Below are 16661 nucleotides of genomic sequence, written 5' to 3' on the forward strand. Positions count from 1 at the left end.
TTGCCGCACCATCTCGGAGACCCCGGAGTACACGGTGCAATTCCACGATTCGATGATCAGCCTCGTAGGCAATACCCCGCTGGTGAGGCTGCGCAGTGTCACGGCCGGCATCCAGGCGACGGTCCTGGCCAAGGTCGAGTACTTCAACCCCGGCGGGTCGGTCAAGGACCGCATCGCCCTGCGCATGATCGAGGCCGCAGAACAGAGCGGCGAGCTGAAGCCCGGCGGCACGATCGTCGAACCGACGAGCGGCAACACGGGCGTGGGCCTGGCGATCGTCGCGCAGCAGAAGGGCTACAAGTGCGTCTTCGTCTGCCCGGACAAGGTGTCCACGGACAAGATCAACGTACTGCGCGCCTACGGAGCCGAGGTCGTCGTCTGCCCCACGGCGGTCGACCCCGAGCACCCCGACTCGTACTACAACGTCTCCGACCGGCTGGTCCGTGAGACGCCGGGTGCCTGGAAGCCCGACCAGTACTCCAACCCGAACAACCCGCGCTCGCACTACGAGACCACCGGTCCCGAGCTGTGGGAGCAGACGGAGGGGAAGATCACCCACTTCGTGGCGGGCGTCGGCACCGGCGGCACGATCAGCGGCACCGGCCGCTATCTGAAGGAGGCCAGCGGCGGCAGCGTCAAGGTCGTCGGCGCCGACCCGGAGGGCTCGGTCTACTCCGGCGGTTCCGGCCGCCCGTATCTCGTGGAGGGCGTCGGCGAGGACTTCTGGCCCTCCGCGTACGACCGTGAGGTCACCGACGAGATCGTCGCCGTGTCCGACAAGGACTCCTTCCAGATGACCCGCCGGCTCGCCAAGGAGGAGGGGCTGCTCGTCGGCGGCTCCTGCGGCATGGCGGTCGTGGGTGCCCTGGAGGTCGCGAAGCGGCTCGGGCCCGAGGACGTCGTCGTGGTGCTGCTCCCGGACAGCGGCCGCGGCTACCTGTCGAAGATCTTCAACGACGAGTGGATGGCCGACTACGGCTTCCTTGAGGACACCGGGCCCTCGGCGCGGGTCGCGGACGTCCTGAACCACAAGGAGGGGCCCATCCCCACCCTCGTCCACATGCACCCGGAGGAGACGGTCGGCGAGGCGATCGACGTCCTGCGCGAGTACGGCGTCTCGCAGATGCCGATCGTGAAGCCGGGCGCGGGCCACCCGGACGTGATGGCCGCCGAGGTCATCGGCTCGGTCGTGGAGCGCGAGCTGCTGAACGCGCTGTTCGCCCAGCGCGCCTCGCTCAGCGACCCGCTGGAGAAGCACATGTCGGCCCCGCTGCCGCAGGTCGGCTCGGGCGAGCCGGTCGAGGACCTGATGGCGGTGCTCGGCGGCGCGGGCGCGGCGGACGCGGCGATCGTGCTGGTGGAGGGCAAGCCGAAGGGCGTCGTCAGCCGCCAGGACCTGCTGGCGTACCTGGCGAAGGACGCCCCGGCCACCGCGAAGTAGGCACGTGGACGCGCGTTTCGCGAAAACGGTACGTGCGCGTCACGTGGGCGCAGCACCGGCTTAACACGGCTCGGGCACATTAGTGGATGTCGGCAGGGAAACCCGCCGGCACCGGAACGGCGACAACGGATTACGGAGCGGCTCCCGGACCTCCACCGTCGCCCGGACGCGTCACCCGGCCCTGACCCGGACCGCGTCCCTCGCGGGGACCGCTGTCGTCCCGGCCCCTGGGAAACCGGGGGTGCGGCGGTCCCCGCGATTACCGTTCTACGCGCGCAGCTCGGGCGCGTTCTCACCGGCGGCCCAGCTCCCCAACAGCGCGACGCGCTCCGCGGTCTCCGAGCCCGGTTCCGGGGTGTAGACGACCAGCGAGAGATCCGGCTCACCTGGCACCGCCAGCGTCTCGTACGGCAGTGTCAGCGCGCCCACCACGGGGTGGGCCATCCGCTTCACGCCGTACGTCTTCGCCTTCACCTGATGGTCCGCCCACAAACGCCGGAAGTCCTCGCTCTTCAGCGACAACTCGCCCACCAGCGCCGCGAGCTCCTTGTCGTCCGGGTGCAGCCCCGCGTCCAGCCTCAGATACGCGACCGTCTCCGCCGCCACCGCCGGCCAGTCCGGGTACAGCTCGCGCGCCCCCGGGGCCAGGAACGCCTGGCGCGGCATGTTCCGCTCGGCGGCCGGCATCCGGGAGAAGCCGGAGAGTGCGTCCCCCAGCGCGTTCCACGCCAGCACGTCCATCCGGCGGCCCAGCACGAACGCGGGCGCCCGGTCGAACATGTCGAGCAGCAGCCGCAGCCCCGGGCGCACCCGGCGCACCGAGGGGTCCGGCGCCTTGCGGGCGGGCGCCTTCCGGGCCTTGGGGCGCGCCACCGTCCGCAGATACGCGTGCTCCGTCTCGTCGAGCCGGAGCACCCGGGCTATCGCGTCGAGCACCGCGTCCGAGACGCTGGGGCCGCGCCCCTGCTCCAGCCGGATGTAGTAGTCGACGCTCACCCCGGCGAGCTGCGCCACCTCCTCGCGCCGCAGCCCCGGCACCCGCCTGCGGCCGTACGAGTTGAGCCCCACGTCCTCCGGGCTGATGCGGGCACGCCGTGAGCGTAGGAAGTCACCGAGTTCGCCGTCCATGCCCCGATCGTAGGAGAACGGTTTCCGCGCAGCCTGGTACTGGCAGACCCAGGAACAACGCATCCCTGGGTGGGCGGCGCGGAGCGGCGCAGTGTGGTGCCCGAGCCCGAACACCGGACGCCAACACCAGGGAGCACCCCATGCCGTACGAGAACCTCGCCGACCGCACCGCCGTCATCACCGGAGCCGCCAGCGGCATGGGCGCGGCGACCGCCCGGCTGCTCGCCGCGCAGGGTGTACGGGTGGCACTGCTGGCCCGCCGCGCGGAGCGGCTGGAGGAGCTGGCCGCGAAGATCACCGCGGACGGCGGGCAGGCCCTCGCCATCGCCGCCGACGTCACCGACCAGGCGTCCGTGGACGCGGCGGCGGACCGGGTGCACGCCGCGTTCGGCCCGGTGGACCTGGTCGTCAACGCGGCCGGGGTGATGCTGCCGAACCCCGTGGACGCGGGGCGCGCCGACGAGTGGCAGCGGATGCTCGACACCAACGTGTCCGGTGCGCTGCGCGTCATCCGGGCCTTCACCGCGGACCTGGTGGCGGCCGCCGCCGAGGGCCGCACCGCCGACCTGGTCAACATCTCCTCGATCGGCGCGCACATCACGTTCCCCAACTACGCGGTCTACGGCGCCACGAAGGCCGCGCTCACCTATCTGTCGGCCTCGCTGCGCACCGAACTCGGCCCGCGTGACGTGCGCGTCACCAACATCGAGCCCGGCCTCACCGACTCGGAGCTGGCCGGGCACGTCGACAACGCGGAGCTCAGCGGGCAGCTGGACGGCATGTTCGAGGCGCTGGGCGGCCTCTCGTCCGAGGAGATCGCCGACCTCATCGCGTACACCACGAGCCGCGCGCGCCACATCAACCTGCGTCAGCTGGTCGTGCTGCCGACCCGTCAGGCGTGAGGCTCAGTCCTCCCAGTCGGAGGCCGTCCGCCGCTCCTCGCGGCCCCGGAACAGCCGTCTGCCGTGGCCGGCCTGGAAGGCGTTGACGCCGACGATCCCGAGCCAGGCCACGACGAGCCCGCCGATGCCGGCGTTCGCGGCGCCGATCGCGGACAGCGGGACGGCCAGGACCAGGGAGACGATGCCGAGGCCGTAGCGCTCGCCGAAGTTCCCCGGCGGGCGCTCCGGGGTGCGCGCGCCCCGCGCGACGGCGGTCCGCTCCTCGGCGAGATGCCGCCGGACCCGGCGGTCGAGCGTGGCGTCGAGCCGCTGCTCCACCTTCTCCAGGAACGACTCCACGAGCGCGGAGTCGTAGTCGGCCCCCAGCTCGCTGCGGGCCTGCAAAGTCGCCTTGAGCTCCCTGTCGAGCTCGGTGTCGGGTGCGTCCATGGTTCTTACGGTACGGAGCGGAGGCGGCCGGGACAGTGGGGCTAGCCCCCCGGTTTCGATGCTGTTCCGGGGTTCGTGAAAGTCGTCGGTAACATCCGCCGCCGCCCGGGCGTGTAACTGGACAGAGGCAACAACACAGGCAGACGGACGGGGGGCCATGACGGCAGGCAGTGAGGAAGTGGAGGCGTTCGACGCGTTCTACGCGGCGACCGCCAAACGCCTGGTCGCCACGGTGTACGCGATGACGGGCGACCTGGGGGAGGCGGAGGACGCGGTGCAGGAGGCGTATGTGCGGGCCTGGCAGCGGTGGGACAAGGTGTCCGGGTCCGGCGACCCGCTCCCGTGGGTGCGGACCGTGGCGGTGCGGCTGTCGATCAGCACCTGGCGCCGGACGCGCGGCAGACTGCGGGCGCACTTCCGGCACGGGGTGCCCGCCGATGTGCCGGGGCTCACCGAGGACCGGGTGGCGCTGATGGGCGCGCTGGAGGAGCTGAGCCGGGACCAGCGGCAGGCGGTGGTGCTGCACCACATGCTCGGTCTGCCCGTGGAGGAGGTGGCCCGGGAGACGGGGGCGTCGAACGGTGCGGTACGGACCCGGCTGCACCGGGCCCGCAAGATCCTGGGCGAACGGCTGGCCGACACCCCGGCCGTGACGGGGCGCCAGGTGACACGGAATGCGGCGGAACGGAATGCGGCGGAGCGGAAGGGGCGGGTGCGGCATGGCTGAGGTCGAGGACCTGATCGAGGACGTCGCCATACGGCTGCCCGAAGCCGAGGACATCCGGGCCCGGGGGCAGCGGCGGCGCACCCGCGCCCGCGCGGTCCGGGGAGGCGCGGCGGGCGCGGTCGTCCTGGCGGCGGCCGGAGCGTGGGGCCTGCTCCTCCCGGAGGACGGCCCCGAGGCCCGGCAGACGGTCGCCACCACGACGGCCAACCCCTTCAAGGTGGACGGGGTGGTGGTGATGCGCCCGGCCGACGAGGTGCCGGGGTACGCGACCTGGCACTGGAAGGAGACCACGAGCCCCCCGAAGGGCACCGGACCGATCAGCGACGCCCTGCCCCAAGTGGGGCTCGACGGTGCCTGCCCCGCCTCCTTCGTCCCGGCGGACGAGCTGGACCGGAAGGGGTACTCCCTGCTTTACACGGGCAGCGACCACGCCCTGGCCCAGCACCGGATCACCGAGTACGACGACACCGCGACCGCCCGGTCCCAGGTGACGGCGCTGCGCGGGGCGATGACGCGGTGCGGGCTGCACTCCGCGACGCCGACCGCGGGTGAGAAGGAGGAGGGCAGCACGGTGTGGTCCGGCACGGTGGACGACGGCCGGACGCTCCGGGTCACCGTCCGGCGGTGGGAGTCCTGGGTGTCGGTCGAGGAGGTGCTGCACGGGAAGCCCGCCGGCTGACCGGTCCGGCTCGCCCAGCTGCATATGGACATGCAGTCACCTTGCTGGCTGAATGGATTCGTCGGCGCCGGGCCGCGGCGCGGCGGATCTACCGAGGGGACAGGATGAGCGGGAGCAGCCCGGCCGCGCGGTTGCAGGAGCTGTTCGAGGGGCGCCGGCTCACGCCCACGCAGCGGCGTATCGCGCACTCGATGGTGCGCAGGGCCGGAGACGCCCCGTTCCTCTCCAGCGTCGAGCTGGCGGAGCTGGCCGGGGTCAGCCAGCCCTCCGTCACCCGGTTCGCCGTCGCGCTCGGCTTCGACGGCTACCCGGCGCTGCGCAAGCACCTGCGCGAGGTCGCCCCGGCGGGGGCGGAGGCGGGCGAGGGCGACGAGACGTACAACGAGTACCAGCAGGCGGTGCTCGGCGAGATCGAGAACCTGCGCCACCTGGCCGAACTCCTCGCCGACCCGGGCCCCGTCGAGCGGGCGGGCCGGCTGCTCGCCGCGTCCCGCCCGCTGCCGGTGCTCGGGCTGCGCGCGGCGTCCTCGCAGGCGCGCGGGTTCGGGTACTTCGCGGCGAAGGTGCACCCGGACGTGCGGGTGCTCGACGAGGGCGGCAGCATGCTGCACGACCGGATCGACGCCGCCCGGCGGGCCGGGGCGACCGCGCTGATCTGCTTCGCGCTGCCCCGCCACCCGCGCGAGGTCGTGGACGCGCTGGCGTACGCGCGCGGCCGGGGGCTCACCGTGGTGTCGGTGGCCGACTCCGCGTTCGCGCCGGTGGCCCGACACAGCGACCTGCTCATCCCGGCCGCCGTCGGCACCGGTCTCGCCTTCGACACCGCCTGCGCCCCGATGCTCCTGGGCCGGGTCCTCCTGGAGGCCATGTGCGACGCCCTGCCCGACGCCCAGGCCCGCCTGGAGGAGTTCGACACGGGGGCGGCGGCGCGGGGGCTGTTCGTGGAGTGACCCGGGGCGGGGTGCGGGCCGCGGGCGGTCCGCACCCCCGGAGCCGCCCGCTCAGACCTCCAGCTCCGCCTCGATCCTCTTCAGCTGGTGGCGGGCCATCGCCAGGTTCGCGCGGCTGCCGTCGAGGACCAGGTAGAGGAACAGGCCGTTGTTGCCGCGGGTCTTGAGGAGGCGGATCAGGTGGTACTGGGTGCCCAGGGTGATCAGGATGTCCTCGATCTCGTCCTTGATGCCCAGGTGCTCCATGGTGCGGAGCTTGGCGCGTACGACGTCGGTGTTCCCGGCCGCCGCGACCTCCAGGTTGAATTCCTTGCCGCCGCCGAGGGTGCCCAGCGCCATGCCGCTCGTGTAGTCGACGAGGGCGACACCGGTGGTGCCCTCGATGGACGACATCGCTTCCTTCAGTGACGCTTCGGTGTTCGCCATGAGTGGTGCTCCCTTTCTCTGACCGGCCACTGCGGCCGGTTCCGATGCGTGGTGCGGGGTGAATGCCAGTGGTGGCAGTGGCTCTGGTACCGCTCGTGATGCCGGTGGGCTCAGGTCGGGCGTTGCGGGAGGGCGCCCGGCTGCTGCGGGGCGCGGGGCGCGGGGGCCGGCTGCGGGACCCGGGCCAGGGCGCGGTCGATCAGTTCGCCGATACGGGAGCCGGCCCGGCGGCCCTCCAGATGGAGCCGGCCGACGTTGATCCGGTCCTCGGCGAGCAGGGTCAGGACGGCCTGGGACCCTGCCGCGTAGGTCGCGATGTAGCCGCTCTCGCCGCGCACGAGGAGCTCGCGGAAGCCGTTCCGCCCGGTCGCCTCGGTCATCCGGATCGCGACGCCGAGCGCGGCGGCGGTGAGCGCGGCGACCCCCTCGGCCTCCACGCCCGGGGTGTCGTGCGCTAGGACGAGCCCGTCGGTGCTGGCCGCCAGCGCGCCGGAGAGGAGCGGGACCCGTGCCCGTAACCGCTGGAGCTCGGCGAGGACGTCCTGCGCTTCGGCTTCGGGCACCATCAGCTGTCTCCTTCCGGCACGCTGTCTGAGCGCGCGTATCACAGGGCCTCCAATGCGTCTCGGAGCCGGCGCAGCAGGGCGACGTCGGGGTCGGCCGTGACCTCGGGGAACGCGATCCGGCCCGGCTCCGGGGTGCCCGGGGCCGCCGGCGGGACCGGCTCGACCAGACCGGACGCCGCGAGCCGCCGCAGGTCGACCAGCACGTGGAACGCGGACCTGCCGAGCTCCTGCGCGATGCCGGTGGCCGTACGTACTCCGTCCACGCGCTCCAGCACGCGGCGCCGGCCCACCGGCACGGGCGCGTCGGACGGCAGGCCCGTCCGCCGCAGCGGGGCGGTGTCCACCGCGGAGTCCGGCCAGATCCGGTCCAGCAGCTCACGGCGCCGCAGGGTCTCGCGCTGCACGGCGTCCACCGGGACCGGCCGCACGGTGCCGATCCAGTGCGCGACCCCGTACCGGAAGCGCGCGGGCGTCCGGGTCGGCGCGAGGGCGAAGAACGCCGCGTCGTACAGGGCGCCCAGGTGGCACAGCTCCAGCGCGCCGCCCGGCACCCGGCCGCTGTCCACGAGATGCCGGCCGACCCGCTGTCCGGCCCCCGCCTCGGCGACCGCGTCCCACCAGCCCTCGCGCCGCAGCGCACCGCCCCGGGTCAGCAGGACGTCGATCCCGGGTGTCGCGGGGGACTCGGCGTGGACGACCTTGCCGTCGGCGAGGTAGAGCGTGCCCCGGTCGCGCATCAGGGCCCCGGTGGCCCGTTCGGCGGCGAGCCGCTGGAGCATCGGGGAGAGCACGGGCGCGGCGGCCTCGTCCGCGAGGGCGGCGGTCATGCGAGGACCAGCCGCTCGGCGATCTCGCCGAGGCGTATCCGGGCCAGCGCGAGGTTGCCCTCGGCGCGGTCGAGCCAGAGGTGGAGGAAGACGCTGCTGTCGAAGTCCGTCTCCACGAACCGGAGGATGTGGTACCCGGCGGCGGTGGTGACGATGACGTCCTCGACCGGGGGAGCGCTCCCGGCCCCGCCCGCCGCCGGCTCCGGCGAGCCGAGGGCGAAGGCGGGCTGTTCGGCCGCCATCCGCGCCACCTCCGCCGTCTCCGCCGCGGTCGCCTCGTGATCGCCGTTGGGCGATTCGCCGACGGTGCCGAGGGCCAGACCGCTCGTCCAGTCGACAACGGCGGCGCCCCTGGCACCGGGCAGTCTCATGACGTCGAGCAGGCACTCGTCGATTCCGGGCACGCGGATTCCCCTCCGACACGGCGTTCGGCTGTGACCCTGAGGTTACGCATCGTGCTCTCTCCTGGTGGAGGTTCTGGCATTTTCCATCGGTACATGCGGGTGGTTGGTGGAGAATGCCCCGCCACGCGCGGCTTCTGACGTGCCGGTGAGTCCCTGCGGCCCCGCCTGTTGACTGGAGCTATTCAGCCGCTCAAGATGTGAATAGAAAATTCACAGTCGCGAGGAGGCACCGCCATGTCAGGACCCCGCCCCGTACGGGCGCCGCGCGGTACGGAACTGACCGCCCTGGGATGGCAGCAGGAAGCCGCCCTTCGGATGCTCCAGAACAACCTCGACCCCGAGGTCGCCGAGCACCCCGACAAGCTCGTCGTCTACGGCGGCACCGGCAAGGCGGCCCGCGACTGGCGCTCCTTCGACGCGATGGTCCGCACCCTGCGCACGCTCAAGCAGGACGAGACGATGCTCGTCCAGTCCGGGCGGCCGGTCGGCGTCATGCAGACGCACGAGTGGGCGCCGCGCGTCCTGATCGCCAACTCCAACCTGGTCGGCGACTGGGCGAACTGGGAGGAGTTCCGCCGCCTGGAGGCGCTCGGGCTCACCATGTACGGCCAGATGACCGCCGGTTCCTGGATCTACATCGGCACCCAGGGCATCCTCCAGGGCACCTACGAGACCTTCGCCGCCGTCGCCGCGAAGCTGCATTCAATGGGTAAAGGGGTCCGGGGCTCCCTGGCCGGCACGATCACCCTGACCGCCGGACTCGGCGGCATGGGCGGCGCCCAGCCGCTCGCCGTGACCATGAACGACGGGGTCGCGATCTGTATCGACTGCGACCCGCGCGCCATCGAACGCCGCATCGAGCACCGCTACCTGGACGTGAAGGCCGAATCCCTGGAGCACGCGCTCCAGCTCGCCGTCGAGGCCCGGGACGCCCGCCGCCCGCTCTCCATCGGCCTCCTCGGCAACGCGGCGGAGCTGCTGCCCCGGATGCTCGCCGAGGGCGCCCCCATCGACATCGTCACCGACCAGACCAGCGCGCACGACCCGCTGGCCTACCTCCCGGTCGGCGTCGACTTCGACGACATGGCCTCGTACGCCGCCGAGAAGCCCGCCGACTTCACCAGCCGCGCCCGTGAGTCGATGGCCCGGCACGTCGAGGCGATGGTCGGCTTCATGGACGCCGGCGCGGAGGTCTTCGACTACGGCAACTCGATCCGGGGCGAGGCGCAGCTCGCCGGATACGAGCGGGCCTTCGACTTCCCCGGCTTCGTCCCCGCCTACATCCGGCCGCTGTTCTGCGAGGGGAAGGGCCCGTTCCGCTGGGCGGCCCTGTCCGGCGAGGCGTCCGACATCCACAAGACGGACAAGGCGCTGCTCGAACTCTTCCCGGAGAACGAGTCCCTGCACCGCTGGATCAAGATGGCCGGCGAGCGCGTCCACTTCCAGGGCCTGCCCGCCCGCATCTGCTGGCTCGGCTACGGCGAACGCGACCGGGCCGGCGAGCGCTTCAACGACATGGTGGCGAGCGGCGAGCTCGCGGCGCCGCTGGCGATCGGGCGCGACCACCTGGACTGCGGGTCCGTGGCCTCCCCGTACCGCGAGACCGAGGCCATGCTCGACGGCTCCGACGCGATCGCCGACTGGCCGCTGCTGAACGCCATGGTCAACGTGGCGTCGGGCGCCTCCTGGGTCTCCCTCCACCACGGCGGCGGGGTCGGCATGGGCCGGTCCATCCACGCCGGTCAGGTGACCGTCGCGGACGGCACGCCGCTGGCCGGCGAGAAGATCCGGCGGGTCCTGACGAACGACCCGGGCATGGGGGTGATCCGGCACGTGGACGCGGGGTACGACATCGCGGAGTCGGTGGCGGAGGACAAGGCCGTGCGCGTGCCGATGCGGGAGGACGCGTGACGTCCTCGCCGCCCGGTTTCCAAGCCATGTGGGCCGAGCTCGCTCCCATCGGGCGGCACCCCGGCAGCGGTGGCTATCGGCGGTACGCATGGACCGGGGCCGACGCCGATTGCCGGGAGTGGTTCCGGGCGCAGGCCGAGGCACGCGGGCTCGCCCTGGAGACCGACCGGAACGGCAACCAGTGGGCCTGGCTCGGGGACCCGCTCGCCGGGGACGCCGTCGTCACCGGCTCGCACCTCGACTCCGTGCCGGACGGCGGCGCCTTCGACGGGCCGCTCGGCGTCGTCTCCTCGTTCGCCGCGCTCGATGAACTCCGCCGCAGGGGAGTGGAGTTCACCAAGCCGCTGGCCATCACCAACTTCGGTGACGAGGAGGGCGCCCGGTTCGGCCTCGCCTGCGTCGGCTCCCGGCTCGCCGCGGGGCAGCTGACCGTCGAGGCCGCGCACCGGCTGCGCGACGCGGACGGCGTCACCCTCCCGCAGGCCATGGCCGCCGCCGGGCACGACCCCGACGCCATCGGCCCCGACCCCGAACGCCTCGCCCGGATCGGCGCGTTCGTCGAACTCCATGTCGAGCAGGGCCGCGCCCTCGACCTCACCGGCGACCCCGTCGGCATCGCCTCCGCGATCTGGCCGCACGGCCGCTGGCGGTTCGACTTCCGGGGCGAGGCCAACCACGCGGGCACCACCCGGCTCACCGACCGCCGGGACCCGATGCTCACGTACGCCGAGACCGTCATCGCCGCCCGGCGGGAGGCGGAACTCGCGGGCGCCCTCGCCACCTTCGGCAAGGTCGCCGTGGAGCCCAACGGGGTCAACGCGATCCCGTCCCTCGTGCGCGGCTGGCTCGACTCGCGCGCCGCCGACCAGGACACCCTGGACACGGTCGTCGCCGCCGTCGAGCGCGCCGCCCGGGAGCACGCGGAGCGGGCCGGCATCGACCTCGACGTCGTCCGCGAGTCGTTCACGCCCGTGGTCGAGTTCCGGCACGCCCTGCGCGACGAGCTGGCCACCCTGCTCAAGGGCTCCGCCCACGGCACCGGCCGCCCGGTCCCCGTGCTCGGCACCGGCGCCGGGCACGACGCGGGTATTTTGTCCGCTTCGATCCCGACCGCCATGCTGTTCGTACGGAACCCGACCGGGATCTCGCACTCGCCGGCCGAGCACGCCGCCGAGGACGACTGCGTGGCCGGGGTCACCGCACTCGCCGACGTACTGGAAGGTCTCGCGTGCCGCTGACGACGGAGGCGACGGGCACACCCGTCACCGAGACGTACTGGCTGTCCCACGCCTGGCTCGGCACCCATGTCGAGCCGGGCGTCGCCCTGGACGTGTCCGACGGGCGCATCGCCCGCGTACGCACCGGAGTGGACGCGGCCCCGCCCGGCGCCACCGCGCTGCGCGGGCTCACCCTGCCCGGCCTGGCCAACACCCACTCGCACGCCTTCCACCGCGCCCTGCGCTCCACGGTCCAGGTCGGCTCGGGCACCTTCTGGACCTGGCGCGAGACCATGTACCAGGTGGCGTCCCGGCTCACGCCCGACACCTATTACGCGCTCGCCCGCGCCGTGTACGCGGAGATGGCGCTCGCCGGCATCACCGCGGTCGGCGAATTCCACTATCTGCACCACGCGCCCGGCGGCACGCCCTACGACAACCCCAACGCCATGGGCGAGGCCCTGATCGCGGCCGCCCGCGCGGCCGGCATCCGGATCACCCTGCTCGACACCGCCTATCTCTCCGCCGGCTTCGGCTCCGGGCCCGACGACTACCGCGCACCCGACCGGCACCAGGCACGCTTCAGCGACGGCACCGCCGACGCCTGGGCCGAACGCGCCGCCCTCCTCAAGGCCGACGACCACACGGTCATCGGCGCCGCCGTCCACTCCGTGCGGGCGGTCCCGGCCGGGCAGCTCTCCACCGTCGCCCGCTGGGCCGAGGAGCGGCAGGCCCCCCTGCACGTCCACCTCTCCGAGCAGACCGCCGAGAACGACGCCTGCCTCGCCGCCCACGGACGCACCCCGACCCGGCTCCTCGCCGACCACGGCGTCCTCGGACTGCGCACCACCGGCGTCCACAACACCCATCTCACCGACGAGGACATCGCCCTCATCGGCTCGACCGGCACCGGCACCTGCATGTGCCCGACCACCGAACGGGACCTCGCCGACGGCATCGGCCCCGCGGCCGCCCTCCAGCACGCCGGCTCCCCGCTCTCGCTCGGCAGCGACAGCCACGCGGTGATCGACCTCTTCGAGGAGGCCCGCGCGATGGAGCTCGACGAGCGGCTGCGCACCCGCAGGCGCGGCCACTGGACAGCCGCCGCCCTGCTGCGCGCCGCCTCCGCCGACGGCCACGCCGCGCTCGGCCGGCCCGACACGGGCGTCCTCGAAGCAGGCGCCCCCGCCGACCTGGTGACCATCGCGCTCGACTCCGTCAGAACAGCGGGACCGGTGCCACGACTGGCAGCGGAGACCGCCGTATTCGCCGCCTCCGCGGCGGACGTCCGCCACACCGTGGTGGCGGGGCGCCACCTCGTACGCGACGGACGGCACACGCTGGTGGACGACGTCCCGCAGGCGCTCGCCCAGGCCATCGGCGCGCTGCGTCCCTGACCGGCACCCCGGCGCACACCCCCCGGCTCCCACGCAAGGAGAGCAGTCCCCCGATGACGACGACCGCCATCACCCACATCTCCGCACTGGTCACCAACGACCCCTCCCTCGGCGACGAGTCCCCCCTCGGACTGATCCAGGACGCGGCCGTCGTCATCGAGGGCGACCGCGTCGTCTGGACCGGTGCGTCCAGCAAAGCACCCGCCACTGACAACGCCGTCGACGCGGGCGGCCGGGCCGTGATCCCCGGCTTCGTGGACTCGCACTCGCACCTGGTCTTCGCGGGCGACCGCACCCAGGAGTTCAACGCCCGGATGTCCGGCCGGGCCTACAGCGCGGGCGGCATCCGCACCACCGTCGCCGCCACCCGCGCCGCCACCGACGAGCAGCTCTCCGCCAACGTCACCCGCTACCTCGCCGAGGCGCTGCGCCAGGGCACCACCACCTTCGAGACCAAGTCCGGCTACGGCCTCACCGTCGAGGACGAGGCCCGCGCCCTGCGCGTCGCCGCCCGCCACACCGACGAGGTCACCTTCCTCGGCGCCCACATCGTCTCCCCGGACTACGCCGACGACCCCGCCGGATACGTGGACCTGGTCACCGGACCGATGCTCGACGCCTGCGCCCCGTACGCCCGCTGGATCGACGTCTTCTGCGAGCGCGGCGCCTTCGACGGCGACCAGGCGCGGGCGATCCTCACCGCCGGCCGCGCCCGGGGCCTGCACCCCCGGGTCCATGCCAACCAGCTCGGCCACGGCCCCGGCGTCCAGCTGGCCGTCGAGCTGGACGCCGCGTCCGCCGACCACTGCACCCACCTCACCGACGCGGACGTCGACGCGCTCGCCCAGTCGGACACCGTCGCGACGCTGCTGCCGGGCGCCGAGTTCTCCACCCGCGCCCCCTGGCCGGACGCCCGCCGGCTGCTCGACGCGGGCGCCACGGTCGCCCTGTCCACGGACTGCAACCCGGGCTCCTCGTTCACCTCGTCCCTGCCGTTCTGCATCGCCCTCGCCGTACGGGACATGGGCATGACCCCGGACGAGGCCCTGTGGGCCGCCACGGCGGGCGGCGCGGCGGCCCTGCGGCGCGAGGACGTCGGACGCCTCGCCCCGGGCGCCCGCGCCGACCTGGTGATCCTGGACGCGCCCAGCCACGTCCACCTCGCGTACCGGCCGGGCGTGCCGCTCGTCCACGAGGTGTGGCGCGCCGGCGCACGCGTGGGCTGACCCCGGGCAGCGCCCCCGGAACGCGGAAGGACCTGCCCCGTCCGGGGCAGGTCCTTTCCGGCTGTCCGCGCGCAGGGCGCGGGAGACGGCTCACTCGTCCAGCGTCAGACCCTTGCGGAGCTTGACCAGGGTGCGCGAGAGCAGTCGCGACACGTGCATCTGGGAGATGCCCAGCTCTTCGCCGATCTCCGACTGCGTCATATTGGCGACGAACCTGAGCGAGAGGATCTTGCGGTCGCGGCCCGGCAGCGAGGCGATGAGCGGCTTCAGGGACTCGACGTACTCGATGCCTTCGAGCCCGTGGTCCTCGTAGCCGATCCGGTCGGCCAGCGCGCCCTCGTGCTCGTCCTCCTCGGGCTTGGCGTCGAGCGAGCTCGCGGTGTACGCGTTGCTCGCGGCCATGCCCTCCACGACCTCGTCACGGGTGAGGCCGAGGCGGTCGGCGAGCTCGCCCACGGTGGGCGCCCGGTCGAGCCGCTGGGCGAGCTCGTCGCCCGCCTTGGCCAGGTCGAGCCGCAGCTCCTGCAGGCGGCGCGGGACGCGCACGGACCAGCTGGTGTCGCGGAAGAAGCGCTTGATCTCGCCGACGATGGTCGGCATCGCGAAGGTCGGGAACTCGACGCCCCGGCTGAGCTCGAAGCGGTCGATCGCCTTGATCAGGCCGATCGTGCCGACCTGGACGATGTCCTCCATCGGCTCGCTGCGGGAGCGGAAGCGGGAGGCGGCGAACTTGACCAGGGCCAGGTTCAGCTCGACGAGGGTGTTGCGTACGTAGGAGTACTCCGGCGTGCCCTCTTCGAGGGTCTCCAGCCGGGTGAAGAGCGTCTTCGACAGGGCCCTGGCGTCCAGCGCCCCCACCTCGGTGTAGGGCGGGATCTCGGGAAGTCCTTCGAGTCCGTCGAGCGCTTCGGTGTGTGATTCGGTCTGTCCCTGAGGACATGCCGACGGCGCGTTGTGGGTACGCGGTACGTCGAGCCGGGGTGACATGTGGTCTCCTCCATCGTTCTCGGCATATGGCTGCCGATGCCCATACGTGTTCCTGCGGTGAAGCGGCGCCTCCGAAGCCGGTCGCGTTTTTTGGGGTCCCTCTACCCTTACCCGCTCGCCATGACTCGGTACAACCTCCAAATACCCTCTTATGTCCGCTTTGTTGAGGTCTCTGGCTTCCGCGTGGCGCACGGAACGCGTACTGTTCCAAGAACATCAGTGACAGCTGGGCACGCATCCGCACGTGCGGTGATGCGGACAGTGACGAGCGGTGAAGAGGGTCGGGCATGGACCGCGGGACGGTCGGCAGTGCGAACCGGGGTCGGCTTCAGGTCGAGGTCCGGACCGAGGGGCGCAGCGAGGTGGTGACGCCCGTGGGTGAGCTCGATCACCACACGGCGGATCTGCTGCGCGAGCCGCTGGAGAGCGCGGTCGAACAGGGGCGTGCGCGCCTGGTGGTCGACTGCTCGCGGCTCGACTTCTGTGATTCCACCGGGCTGAACGTGCTGCTCGGTGCCCGCCTCAAGGCGGAGGCAGCCGGGGGAGGGGTTCATTTGGCCGCGATGCAGCCCGTGGTGGCGCGGGTCTTCGAGATCACGGGGGCCGAGGCGGTATTCACCGTCCACGCCTCCCTCGCCGAGGCCCTTGAGACCTGATCGATCCGCGCTCCGGCGCTCCCGTCGGCCTCGTCCGTCGCGTGAGTTACGCGATCCGCGAAGCGGTAAGGGGTGTCGTCGCGGTTCGGCCGGGCAGGAGATCTTCCGGCGAGCCCGGGCGGCCTGGCCCTCCGTGCCTGTGCGGTTCCTGTATCAGTGTCCGTACCGGTATTCGTATCGGTATTTGTAGTCGTATCTGTTCCATGGTTCGTATCTGTCCAATGGCGACATGGTGAATCGGTGAGGTGAAGCGCTGATGAGCACCACCCGGCAGCATCCGCCGGGCGACCTCGGCCGCGAGCCGGAGGGCGCGGGCGTTTCCTCCGCCGAGCCCGTCCGGCCCGCCGAGGCCGCCGAGCGGCAGTGGCGCACGCTGTCGTTGCGGGAGGCCACCGGCATCGTGCCGACGGCCCGTGATTTCGCCCGCGAAGCGCTCCATGACTGGGGCTGGCTCCCCGCGGCCGGCGCCGACAGCCGCGCCGCAGCGGAGGACGTCCTGCTGGTCGTCTCCGAGCTGGTCACCAACGCGTGCCTGCACGCGGGCGGCCCCGACGAGCTCCGGATCGCCCGCAGCGCCAAGGCGCTCCGCGTGGAGGTCGCCGACGGCGGTGCGGGCCAGCCCCAGCCGCGCACGCCGCACCGGGCCGGGCGGCCCGGCGGCCACGGCATGTTCATCGTGCAGCGGCTCTGCCTGGACTGGGGGGTCGTACGGGTGCCGGGCGAGCCCGGCAAGACCGTGTGGGCGGAGCTGGCCGCTCCGGCGTGACGCGTACGGCGAAGGGGCCGCA

At 72.8% G+C, this 16661-nt stretch carries 18 protein-coding genes; 11 read left to right on the plus strand and 7 right to left on the minus strand.

Going from position 1 to position 16661, the window contains the following annotated elements; all coding sequences use genetic code 11:
- Positions 1-34: 34 nt before the first annotated feature.
- Positions 35-1441: a cystathionine beta-synthase gene (locus ACIQZN_RS30205; RefSeq protein WP_404000520.1), complete on the plus strand. Its 1407-nt coding sequence runs from the start codon at positions 35-37 to the stop codon at positions 1439-1441.
- A 267-nt stretch (positions 1442-1708) separates the two neighbouring features.
- On the opposite strand, the gene ACIQZN_RS30210 is transcribed toward ACIQZN_RS30205, so the two are convergent.
- Positions 1709-2569 carry a helix-turn-helix transcriptional regulator gene (locus ACIQZN_RS30210; RefSeq protein WP_404000523.1) on the minus strand — a complete coding sequence of 287 codons (861 nt, stop codon included), beginning with the start codon at positions 2567-2569 and terminating at the stop codon, positions 1709-1711.
- A gap of 140 nt (positions 2570-2709) precedes the next feature.
- Between ACIQZN_RS30210 and ACIQZN_RS30215 the strand changes: the two genes are divergently transcribed.
- Positions 2710-3471, plus strand: coding sequence for an SDR family oxidoreductase (locus tag ACIQZN_RS30215; RefSeq protein ID WP_404000526.1), 762 nt, complete (start codon positions 2710-2712; stop codon positions 3469-3471).
- 3 nt (positions 3472-3474) lie between these two features.
- Here the strand turns inward: ACIQZN_RS30215 and ACIQZN_RS30220 are convergent, their stop codons facing one another.
- The gene (locus ACIQZN_RS30220) at positions 3475-3900 is read right to left on the minus strand and encodes a hypothetical protein (protein ID WP_404000529.1); all 426 of its coding nucleotides are present in this window, start codon (positions 3898-3900) and stop codon (positions 3475-3477) included.
- A gap of 157 nt (positions 3901-4057) precedes the next feature.
- On the opposite strand from ACIQZN_RS30220, the gene ACIQZN_RS30225 reads away from it, so the two are divergent.
- The 3 genes from ACIQZN_RS30225 (at position 4058) to ACIQZN_RS30235 (ending at position 6256) form a co-directional block, all read left to right on the plus strand.
- On the plus strand, positions 4058-4627 hold the full coding sequence (locus ACIQZN_RS30225) for a SigE family RNA polymerase sigma factor (protein ID WP_404000532.1): 570 nt from the start codon (positions 4058-4060) through the stop codon (positions 4625-4627).
- Entirely contained in the window at positions 4620-5306 is a 687-nt protein-coding gene (locus ACIQZN_RS30230; RefSeq protein ID WP_404000535.1) for a hypothetical protein, read from the plus strand. Before ACIQZN_RS30225 ends, ACIQZN_RS30230 begins: the two co-directional genes overlap by 8 nt.
- A gap of 104 nt (positions 5307-5410) precedes the next feature.
- Positions 5411-6256 carry a MurR/RpiR family transcriptional regulator gene (locus ACIQZN_RS30235; protein WP_404000539.1) on the plus strand — a complete coding sequence of 282 codons (846 nt, stop codon included), beginning with the start codon at positions 5411-5413 and terminating at the stop codon, positions 6254-6256.
- Between the two features lie 51 nt (positions 6257-6307).
- On the opposite strand, the gene ACIQZN_RS30240 is transcribed toward ACIQZN_RS30235, so the two are convergent.
- The 4 genes from ACIQZN_RS30240 to ACIQZN_RS30255 form a co-directional block, all read right to left on the minus strand.
- Positions 6308-6682 carry a hypothetical protein gene (locus ACIQZN_RS30240; RefSeq protein WP_391265557.1) on the minus strand — a complete coding sequence of 125 codons (375 nt, stop codon included), beginning with the start codon at positions 6680-6682 and terminating at the stop codon, positions 6308-6310.
- A gap of 110 nt (positions 6683-6792) precedes the next feature.
- Positions 6793-7248 carry a roadblock/LC7 domain-containing protein gene (locus ACIQZN_RS30245; protein WP_404000543.1) on the minus strand — a complete coding sequence of 152 codons (456 nt, stop codon included), beginning with the start codon at positions 7246-7248 and terminating at the stop codon, positions 6793-6795.
- Positions 7249-7286: 38 nt separating this feature from the next.
- The gene (locus ACIQZN_RS30250) at positions 7287-8075 is read right to left on the minus strand and encodes a transcriptional regulator (protein ID WP_404000546.1); all 789 of its coding nucleotides are present in this window, start codon (positions 8073-8075) and stop codon (positions 7287-7289) included.
- Positions 8072-8479, minus strand: coding sequence for a hypothetical protein (locus ACIQZN_RS30255; protein WP_404000549.1), 408 nt, complete (start codon positions 8477-8479; stop codon positions 8072-8074). The genes ACIQZN_RS30250 and ACIQZN_RS30255 overlap by 4 nt, the downstream gene beginning before the upstream one ends.
- 234 nt (positions 8480-8713) lie before the next feature.
- On the opposite strand from ACIQZN_RS30255, the gene hutU reads away from it, so the two are divergent.
- The 4 genes from hutU to hutI are packed head-to-tail and all read left to right on the plus strand — an operon-like array spanning position 8714 to position 14230.
- Positions 8714-10390, plus strand: a complete 1677-nt coding sequence (hutU, locus tag ACIQZN_RS30260) for a urocanate hydratase (RefSeq protein WP_404000552.1) — start codon at positions 8714-8716, stop codon at positions 10388-10390.
- A gap of 26 nt (positions 10391-10416) precedes the next feature.
- On the plus strand, positions 10417-11628 hold the full coding sequence (locus tag ACIQZN_RS30265) for an allantoate amidohydrolase (RefSeq protein WP_404000710.1): 1212 nt from the start codon (positions 10417-10419) through the stop codon (positions 11626-11628).
- Positions 11619-13004, plus strand: a complete 1386-nt coding sequence (locus tag ACIQZN_RS30270; protein ID WP_404000555.1) for a formimidoylglutamate deiminase — start codon at positions 11619-11621, stop codon at positions 13002-13004. Before ACIQZN_RS30265 ends, ACIQZN_RS30270 begins: the two co-directional genes overlap by 10 nt.
- A 53-nt stretch (positions 13005-13057) precedes the next feature.
- Positions 13058-14230, plus strand: coding sequence for an imidazolonepropionase (hutI, locus tag ACIQZN_RS30275; RefSeq protein ID WP_404000558.1), 1173 nt, complete (start codon positions 13058-13060; stop codon positions 14228-14230).
- Between the two features lie 90 nt (positions 14231-14320).
- Here the strand turns inward: hutI and ACIQZN_RS30280 are convergent, their stop codons facing one another.
- Complete coding sequence (locus ACIQZN_RS30280; RefSeq protein ID WP_404000561.1) at positions 14321-15217, minus strand: RNA polymerase sigma factor SigF; 897 nt, start codon at positions 15215-15217, stop codon at positions 14321-14323.
- A gap of 287 nt (positions 15218-15504) precedes the next feature.
- Between ACIQZN_RS30280 and ACIQZN_RS30285 the strand changes: the two genes are divergently transcribed.
- Positions 15505-15873 (plus strand): STAS domain-containing protein, encoded by a 369-nt coding sequence (locus tag ACIQZN_RS30285; RefSeq protein WP_018104036.1) that lies wholly within the window; start codon positions 15505-15507, stop codon positions 15871-15873.
- A 256-nt stretch (positions 15874-16129) separates the two neighbouring features.
- On the plus strand, positions 16130-16639 hold the full coding sequence (locus ACIQZN_RS30290) for an ATP-binding protein (RefSeq protein WP_404000564.1): 510 nt from the start codon (positions 16130-16132) through the stop codon (positions 16637-16639).
- Positions 16640-16661 lie beyond the last annotated feature (22 nt).

Origin of the sequence: Streptomyces sp. NPDC097595 (genome assembly GCF_044761525.1) — a bacterium.
Classification (GTDB): Bacteria; Actinomycetota; Actinomycetes; order Streptomycetales; family Streptomycetaceae; genus Streptomyces; species Streptomyces drozdowiczii_A.